This is a genomic window from Monashia sp. HAY1-2A (assembly GCF_056755315.1).
This window is the reverse complement of sequence record NZ_JBNDHY010000190.1, coordinates 1-7868: the sequence shown is the minus strand read 5'-3', so window position 1 is coordinate 7868 and position 7868 is coordinate 1. Positions and strand designations below refer to the sequence as shown.

At 73.4% G+C, this 7868-nt stretch carries 7 protein-coding genes; all 7 read left to right on the top strand.

Going from position 1 to position 7868, the window contains the following annotated elements:
* The first annotated feature begins 147 nt into the window (after positions 1 to 147).
* The 7 genes from ACPYOM_RS19705 to ACPYOM_RS19675 all read left to right on the top strand — a co-directional run bounded on the left by ACPYOM_RS19705 (position 148) and on the right by ACPYOM_RS19675 (position 7817).
* Positions 148 to 558: a response regulator transcription factor gene (locus ACPYOM_RS19705; RefSeq protein WP_481339274.1), complete on the top strand. Its 411-nt coding sequence runs from the start codon at positions 148 to 150 to the stop codon at positions 556 to 558.
* 10 nt (positions 559 to 568) lie between these two features.
* On the top strand, positions 569 to 1630 hold the full coding sequence (locus ACPYOM_RS19700) for a HEAT repeat domain-containing protein (RefSeq protein ID WP_481347250.1): 1062 nt from the start codon (positions 569 to 571) through the stop codon (positions 1628 to 1630).
* Positions 1627 to 3069, top strand: a complete 1443-nt coding sequence (locus tag ACPYOM_RS19695) for a glycosyltransferase family 2 protein (RefSeq protein ID WP_481347249.1) — start codon at positions 1627 to 1629, stop codon at positions 3067 to 3069. Before ACPYOM_RS19700 ends, ACPYOM_RS19695 begins: the two co-directional genes overlap by 4 nt.
* Positions 3066 to 5159, top strand: coding sequence for a sensor histidine kinase (locus ACPYOM_RS19690; RefSeq protein WP_481347248.1), 2094 nt, complete (start codon positions 3066 to 3068; stop codon positions 5157 to 5159). Before ACPYOM_RS19695 ends, ACPYOM_RS19690 begins: the two co-directional genes overlap by 4 nt.
* Positions 5160 to 5430: 271 nt before the next feature.
* Positions 5431 to 5646: a 50S ribosomal protein L31 gene (rpmE, locus tag ACPYOM_RS19685; RefSeq protein WP_481339419.1), complete on the top strand. Its 216-nt coding sequence runs from the start codon at positions 5431 to 5433 to the stop codon at positions 5644 to 5646.
* Positions 5647 to 5745: 99 nt separating this feature from the next.
* The gene (gene prfA, locus ACPYOM_RS19680) at positions 5746 to 6831 is read left to right on the top strand and encodes a peptide chain release factor 1 (protein ID WP_481347247.1); all 1086 of its coding nucleotides are present in this window, start codon (positions 5746 to 5748) and stop codon (positions 6829 to 6831) included.
* On the top strand, positions 6828 to 7817 hold the full coding sequence (locus ACPYOM_RS19675) for a N5-glutamine methyltransferase family protein (RefSeq protein WP_481347246.1): 990 nt from the start codon (positions 6828 to 6830) through the stop codon (positions 7815 to 7817). Before prfA ends, ACPYOM_RS19675 begins: the two co-directional genes overlap by 4 nt.
* The last annotated feature ends 51 nt before the right edge of the window (positions 7818 to 7868 follow it).

Here is a 7868-nt window from a genome sequence, read left to right as displayed (position 1 = left end):
CCCCGCCCCAAACCTGCGAGATCGGCGACGATACCCCCCCCCCTCCCCCCCCCCCTCTCGCATCGTCCGAACCTCGGCGTTTCGAGTCGGAACTGTCCGAAATGTTCGTAAACTGGATCGACCCACCAGCCCCACCGATGGAGTGCCATGACCGCGCCTGCCGGCGACCACGTCTTCGCCAGCGACGGACCGGTTCGCGTCCTCGTCGCCGACGACGACGCCGACATCCGAGACCTCGTCGAGTTCAAGCTCGTCCAGGCCGGCTACGCCGTGGAGGCGGTCCCGGACGGCGCGTCCGCGTGGGAGTCCTTCGAGGCCGACCCGCCCCAGCTCGTCGTGCTCGACGTCATGATGCCGGGCCTGTCCGGCATCGACGTGCTCCGCAAGATCCGCGAGAGCGACCACCCCGGTGTCCCGGTGCTGCTGCTCAGCGCGAAGTCCCGGGACTCCGACGTCGACACCGGGTTCGCGGTGGGTGCCGACGACTACGTCATCAAGCCGTTCAGCCCCCGCGAGCTGCTCCATCGCGTCAACGGCATGCTCGCCCGGGCCCGGTGAGGGCGCACTCGTGGTGACCATCGGCGCCCACCTGCTGCTCGGCGCCACGATCGCGGTCCTGGCCACCTGCCTGGTCCTCGTCCTCGTCGTCGTCGCCGTCCGGTCGCGCCGGCTGGGCCGCCAGAAGCGCGACGAGATGCTCCTCGCGCCCCTGCGCAGGCCGCTCATCGTCGTCGCGTCCGGCGAGGACGACGACGGCTCGGCCACCGAGCAGCTGACCTGGGCCACCGGCGTCACCCGCGACGTCCTGGACGAGGTCGTCGTCGACCTGCTGACGAAGATCCGCGGCCTGCCCGCCGAGCAGCTCGTGCAGGTGCTCACCGCCCACGGCGCCGTCGAGCGCGCCAAGGCCGACCTGGGCCACCGCTCGCTCGTCCGCCGGGCCAAGGCGGCCCAGATGCTCGGCCTCGCCGGCGGCCCCGACGCGGTGCCGCTCCTCGTCGAGGCCCTCGGCGACAGCACGGTCCAGGTGCGCAACAGCGCCGCCTACGGGCTCGGCCTCATCGGCGACGCGTCGGCAGCCGCTGCGGTTCTCGCGGCCACCGGCGCCGACAACGGCGGCATCCCCGCCAGCACGTCGGCCGAGACGCTGCAGTCGATGGGCGTCGGCATCTCGGGCGTCCTCGGCGCCGCCTTCGAGGACGACGCCGCGCGGACCCGCATGGTCGCCGCCCACGTCACCGGCGACCGCAGCTTCACCCGGGGCCTGCCGGCGCTGCGCCGGCTGCTCGCGACCGACCCCGACCTCACCGTCCGCGAGACGTGCGCGACCGCGATCGGCCGCCTCGGCCGCGACGAGGACGTCGCCGTGCTCGCGCGCCACGTGGCCGGTGACGAGCCGCTGTCCCTGCGCCGGGCCTGCGCCGCGGCGCTCGGTGACCTCGGCGAGGCAGCCGCCGTGCCGGTGCTCGCCACGTTGCTCGACGACCCCGACCCGCGCCTGGCCGAGATCGCGGCCTCCGCGCTGATCGGGCTCGGCACGGACGGCCACGCCGCGCTCGCCGGCCGGGAGGACACCCCGCCGGTCCGCGCCGCCCGCACCGTGGCCGAGCTCCAGCGGGCGTCGGCGTGACCGGCGTCGTCGAGGGCGTGCGCTCGGCCGTCGTCTGGCTCATGGACGTCACGAGCATCCCGATCCTCGTCTACTTCCTCCTCATCAACACCTCGCTCGTCGTCCTGATCGCCTTGGCCTACCTCGAGTTCCGGGCCCAGGAGCGCCGACGCGCGACGGCCGTGGAGTGGCAGGGCGCGGGCCTGGCACCGGGCGTCTCGCTCCTCGTGCCGGCCTACAACGAGGAGGCCGGCATCGTCACGGCGGTCAAGTCGTTCCTCACGCTGCGCTACCCGCGGCACGAGGTCGTCGTCGTCGACGACGGCAGCACGGACGCCACCTTCGAGCGCCTCCGGGAGGCGTTCGACCTCGTCGAGGTGCCCCGGGTCCTGCCCCACGAGGTGCCGATCCGGGCGCGCATCCTCGGCGTCCACGTGCCGCGCGACGGCCGCACCCGCCTCGTCGTCGTCCGCAAGGAGAACTCCGGCCGCTCCGAGGCCATCAACGTCGCGATCAACGCCGCCACCGAGCCGCTCGTCGCGATGATCGACGGCGACTCCGTCCTCGAGCCCGACGGCCTGCTCCACGTCACGCGCCCCTTCGCCGACGACCCGACGCGCATGGTCGCCACGGGGGGCGCCATCCGCCCGGTCAACGGCAGCCGCGTCATCGCCGGCCGCATCGTGCGGGTCGAGATGCCGCAGACGTGGCTGCCGCGCATCCAGCTCGTCGAGTACCTGCGCGCCTTCCTGCTCGGCCGCACCGGCTGGTCGCGGCTGGGCTCCCTCATCCTCATCAGCGGGGCGTTCGGGCTCTTCCGTCGCGACGTCGTCGTCGAGGTCGGCGGCCTCGACCCGGACAGCATCGGTGAGGACTTCGAGCTCGTCATGCGCATCCACAAGCGCCTGCGCGACGAGGGGCGCGACTACCGCATCGAGTTCGTGCCGGAGCCGGTGTCCTGGACCGAGGTCCCGGTCACCGCGAAGGTGCTGCGCAACCAGCGGCGTCGGTGGCACCGGGGCCTCTGGGAGACCCTCTGGGCCTACCGCTCGATGCTCTTCCGCCCCAGGTACGGACGCGTCGGCTGGGTGGCCCTGCCCTACTACTGGCTCTTCGAGCTGTTCGCGCCGCTGCTCGAGCTCTTCGGGATCGTCATCGTCCCGCTGGCACTGCTGCTCGGGGTCGTCGACATCCCGTTCGCGCTCCTGTTCCTCGTCCTCGCCTACGGCTACGCGGTTCTCGTCACGCTCGCGGCCATGCTCGTCGACGAGTGGGCCTTCCACAAGCAGGACCGGTGGCAGGCGCTCGGCCTCACGGTCGTCGCGTCGGTCCTCGAGAACGTCGGCTACCGCCAGGCGACCGTCTGGTGGCGGCTTGAGGGCTGGTGGGCGAGCCTGCGCGGCAAGAAGCACGTCTGGGGCGTCATGACGCGGACGGGCTTCGACGAGGGTCCCGCGTGAACGTCGGGCTGCGGCCCTTCACGCGCAGCTCCGTCGGCACGCAGATCCGGATCTTCGTCGGCATCATCGTCGCGCTGGTCACGGCCGGCGCGGTGGTGTCCGTCGTGACGATCCAGATGCAGAGCCAGTCGGTCCGGGCACTCACCCTCGTGTTCGAGCCGGCCAACGACGCCAACAACGACGTCGTCCTGTCGATGACCCAGGCGCACGGCGCGTGGCAGCTGGCCGCCGTCGGCCGCCCGCCGACCCTGCCGGCCGACGGCTACCGTTCGACGGTCCAGGCCGACCTCGACCGTCTCCTCGAGGCCATCCGCCAGCCGGAGCTGCCCCGGGAGGACGTCGCCGGGTACGAGCGCCTCGCCGCCGCGCAGCGCCAGGCGGCCACCCGGTGGTTCCAGGAGGTCGAGCGCGCCGAGGCCGTCCGGGGAGCCGGGGCAGGGGTGCCACCTGCCACCCAGGCCGTCGTGGAGGGCGCCTACTCGACGTTCCTGGGCGCCAGCACCGCCCTCGGGGTCCAGGTGCTCGGTGACCGCAACGAGGCGCGCATCGACTCCCGCAACGGCACGAGCCTCGCCTCCGACGTCCTCATCGGCGTCACCGTCGTCGTCGTCCTCCTCCTCGTCGCGGCGGGGTTCGGCATGGACCGCGCGGTGGGGCGGCCCATCGCCCGGCTGCGCGAGGTCGTGCGCCGCCAGGCCGAGGACGACGTCATCGCCATGGCCAACCAGGAGGAGGGCGCGCTCGAGGTGCGGATGCTCGCGCGCGACTTCAACGACCTGACCCGCGCCAACGCCCGGCTCGTCGACCAGCAGGCGGCCGTCCTCGAGATGCAGGAGCTCGTCCTCGACGTCGGGCGCCGGGTCCGCGCGGCGAGCGATGTCACCGAGGCGCTCCAGCGGGTGTGCGCCCGCCTCGGCGTCGGGCTCGGGGCGGACCGCGTCCTGCTCTACACCCTGGCCGACGACGGGCAGAGCATCGAGGACCGTCTCCAGTGGTGCGCCGGTGACCTGCCGGACCTGCCCCCGCTGCCGCGCTCGCTCGCCCAGCAGATCGGGACCGTCAACGACGAGCTGCGCCGCGATGCCGGCTTCTTCGACCTCGGCGACCTCCTCGCGCACGAGGCCTACCAGGACGAGCGCGCCCGCGCCTTCCACCGGGCCACGGGCGCGCGGTCGCTGCTCATGCTTCCCGTCGGCACCGGGGGCCGCGGCCTCGGCATCATCGCGATCATGATGGTCGACGGGCCGCGCCGCTGGCACCGGCACGAGATCCAGGCGGCACAGCAGTGCGCCGCCATCGCCGCCCAGTCGATCATCACCCTGCGCCTGACGCTCATGCAGGAGGAGCAGGTCCGCCGCCTCACCGAGCTCGACCGGCAGAAGACCGACTTCATGGCCACCATCAGCCACGAGCTGCGCACGCCCCTGACGTCGATCTCCGGCTACCTCGAGCTGCTCACCGACGGCGACTTCGGTGACGTCAGCCAGGGCCAGCACGTGGCCCTGGAGATCATCGGGCGCAACGCCACGCGCCTGCGTGGCCTCATCGAGGACCTGCTGGTCCTCAACAAGATCGAGGCGAGCGGCCTGCAGTCCGTGGCCGAGGACGTCGCGGTCGCCGACCTGCTCGCCACCGTGGCCGAGACGATGGAGCCGGTCGCGGTCGCGGGCGGTGTCGAGCTCGTCTGCCACGCCGTGGCGCAGGACCTCGTCGTGCACGTCGACCGTGGCCAGCTCGAGCGCGCCCTCATCAACCTCGGCTCGAACGCCGTGAAGTTCACGCCCGAGGGCGGGCAGGTGGTCCTGTCGGCCGAGCGGGCCGGCGACTCGACGATCGTGTCCGTGCGCGACACCGGCATCGGCATCCCGGCGGCCGACCTCGCCCGGCTGTCCGAGCGGTTCTTCCGCGCCGGCAACGCGACCGCCGCCGCCATCCCGGGCACGGGCCTGGGCCTGGCCATCGTGCGCGCCATCGTCGAGGGACACGGCGGCGAGCTCGTCATCGCCTCGGTCGAGGGGGAGGGCACGACGATGCAGGTGGTCCTGCCGGTCGCCCAGCCCGCGCACCTCGACGTCCTCGCGGACGCCTGACGCCGGCATCCCGGCGGCCCCGCGGCACTCCGTCGGCATCGCGTCGGCATCGCGTCGGCATCGCGTCGGCACCGCGTCGGCACCGCGTCGGCACCGCGTCGGTACTGCCCCGGAGGCACCGCCACGGCGGGAATGCCGACCGCCCGGCACGCGTTTGGGAGGACGTGTGCCCTTCTGGCACACTCTTGCTTCGGACCGGTTCACGGCAGAGCGACCCACCAGGGTGGCGAGCGAGGACACCGACCCGGCCGACAACCTCGAGGAGACGATTGTGAAGAAGGACCTTCACCCCACCTACGTGGAGACCACGGTCACCTGCACCTGTGGCAACACGTTCACGACCCGCAGCACCGCGACCTCCGGCCAGATCTCGGCCGACGTGTGCTCCCAGTGCCACCCGTTCTACACGGGCAAGCAGAAGATCCTCGACACCGGTGGCCGCGTGGCCCGGTTCGAGGCCCGGTACGGCAAGAAGGCCGCCAAGTAGGTCTCCCGCACGCCGGCCCCGCGACGTCCGTCGCCGGGGCCGGCGTTCGTCGTCCTCGGCCCTTCAGAGCCCACGCCACCGACCAGGCAGGAGAGCCCGGTGCTCGACTCCGTGCAGTCCGTCCTCGACGAGTACGCCGACCTCGAGACCCGCCTCGCCGACCCCGGCGTGCACACCGACCAGGACCTCGTCCGGACGCTGAACAAGCGCTACGCGGCCCTCGCCCCGACCGTCGCAGCGGCGCGCGCGTGGCGGTCGGCCCGTGACGACCTCGATGCCGCGCGCGAGCTCGCGGCCGAGGACCCCGGCTTCGCCGACGAGGTCCCGGCGCTCGAGGCGGTCCTCGCCGAGGCCGAGGAGCACCTGCGCCGGATGCTCGTGCCCCGCGACCCCGACGACGACCGCGACGTCATCCTCGAGGTCAAGGCGGGGGAGGGCGGCGACGAGTCGGCGCTGTTCGCCGGCGACCTGCTGCGCATGTACCTGCGCTACGCCGAGCGGCGGGGCTGGCGCACCGCGGTCGAGGATGCCACCGAGAGCGACCTCGGCGGCTACAAGGACGTCCGCGTCTCGATCAGGACCAGGGGTACCCCCGGCCTCGGGGAGGGGCCGTGGGCGCGGCTCAAGTACGAGGGCGGCGTCCACCGCGTCCAGCGGGTCCCCGTGACCGAGAGCCAGGGCCGCATCCACACCTCCGCGGCCGGCGTCCTCGTCATGCCCGAGGCCGAGGAGGTCGAGGTGAGCGTCGATCCGAACGACCTGCGCATCGACGTCTACCGGTCGAGCGGCCCGGGCGGCCAGAGCGTCAACACGACCGACTCGGCCGTGCGCATCACGCACCTGCCCACCGGCCTCGTCGTGTCCTGCCAGAACGAGAAGTCGCAGCTGCAGAACAAGGAGGCCGCCATGCGCGTCCTGCGGGCGCGGCTGCACCAGGTCGCGCAGGACGCCGCCGACGCCGAGGCGTCCGCGGCGCGACGCTCGCAGGTGCGCACGGTCGACCGCAGCGAGCGCATCCGCACGTACAACTTCCCTGAGAACCGCATCTCCGACCACCGCACCGGTTTCAAGGCCTACAACCTCGACGCCGTTCTCGACGGCGACCTCGACCCGGTCGTGCAGTCCGCCCTCGACGCCGACGAGGCCGCCAAGCTCGCCGCCCTCGCCGAGGGGTCCGGAGGGTGACCGACCTGCGCACCGGCGTCCGGGCCGCGGCGCAGGCGCTCGCGGACGCGGGGGTGCCCTCGCCCGAGGCCGACGCGCTCGAGCTCGCCGCCCACGTGCTCGGGCTCGACACGGGCGAGGTGCGCCGGCAGATGGTCCTCGGCGGCACGAGGCTGCCCGACGCGTTCGAGCGGCTCGTCGAGGAGCGGGCCGCGCGGGTGCCGCTGCAGCACCTCACCGGCCGCGCGCACTTCCGCCGGCTGACGCTGTCCGTCGGGCCGGGCGTGTTCGTCCCTCGCCCCGAGACCGAGGTGCTCGTCGAGCTCGCGCTCGCCGAGATCGACCGTCTCCTCCTCGCCACCGCCCCTCCTCCTTCTCCTCCTCCTCCTCCCGCTCCTCCTCCCGCTCCCGCACCGAACGAGTCGTTCGGTGCCGAAAGCGCCGGTGCACCGACGCGTCCGGGCCCTGCCGACGCGTCCGGGACCGAACGAGTCGTTCGGGTCGTCGACCTCTGCTCGGGGTCGGGCGCCATCCCGCTCGCCGTCAAGGACGAACGGCCCGCCGTCGCCGTGCGGGCCGTCGAGCTGTCACCGGAGGCGCACGCCTGGTCGGTGGCCAACCGGGACCGGCTCGGTCTCGATGTCGACCTCGTCCGGGGCGACGCCTCGGGCCCGTGCCTGTGCGACTGGGAGGGCGGGGTCGACGTCGTCACCGTCAACCCGCCCTACATCCCGCTCGGCCAGGTGCCGCTCGACCCCGAGGTCCGCGACCACGACCCCGCTCTCGCGCTGTACGGCGGTAGCGAGGACGGGCTGGCCATCCCGCTCGCCGTCGCACGCCGGGCCGCCGACCTGCTGCGCCCCGGTGGCCTGCTGCTCGTCGAGCACGCCGACTCGCAGGGGATCAGCCTCCCCGAACGGCTGACGCGCACCGGGCTCTGGGTCGAGGTCACCGACCACGAGGACCTCGCCGGCCGGCCCCGGGTCACCACCGCCCGCCGCGCCTGACGCGTCTGACCCGCCTGACGCGTCAGCCCCGCACCGAGCGCGACCCACTCC